General features: G+C 68.7%; 1 protein-coding gene. It reads right to left on the reverse strand.

Annotation, left to right across the window (positions count from 1 at the left end; genetic code table 11):
* A partial coding sequence (locus MN204_RS21880; RefSeq protein WP_249872961.1) for an MFS transporter occupies nucleotides 1-265 on the reverse strand: 265 nt, incomplete at both ends.

A 265-nucleotide genomic window follows, 5' to 3' on the forward strand; every position in this document is an offset into this window, starting at 1 on the left:
TGATCTGGCCCTTGCCGCGGAGTGCCGGCACCGTCGGGAACAGCTCGGAGGTGCGCATCCGCCACAAGGACATGATGACGGCGGCGAAGCTGGCGGCGTTAAGCAGGAACACCGGCCCGGTACCGATCCAGGCGATCAGCAGGCCCGCGATAGCCGGTCCGGCGAGCCTGGCCATGTTGAAGGAGGCGGCGTTGAGTGCGACGGCGTTGGACACGTCGTCCGGTCCGACCACTTCGGAGACAAAGGCCTGCCGGGCCGGCGCGTC

Origin of the sequence: Oceanobacillus saliphilus (assembly GCF_023522835.1) — a bacterium.
Classification (GTDB): domain Bacteria; phylum Bacillota; class Bacilli; order Bacillales; family Amphibacillaceae; genus Oceanobacillus; species Oceanobacillus saliphilus.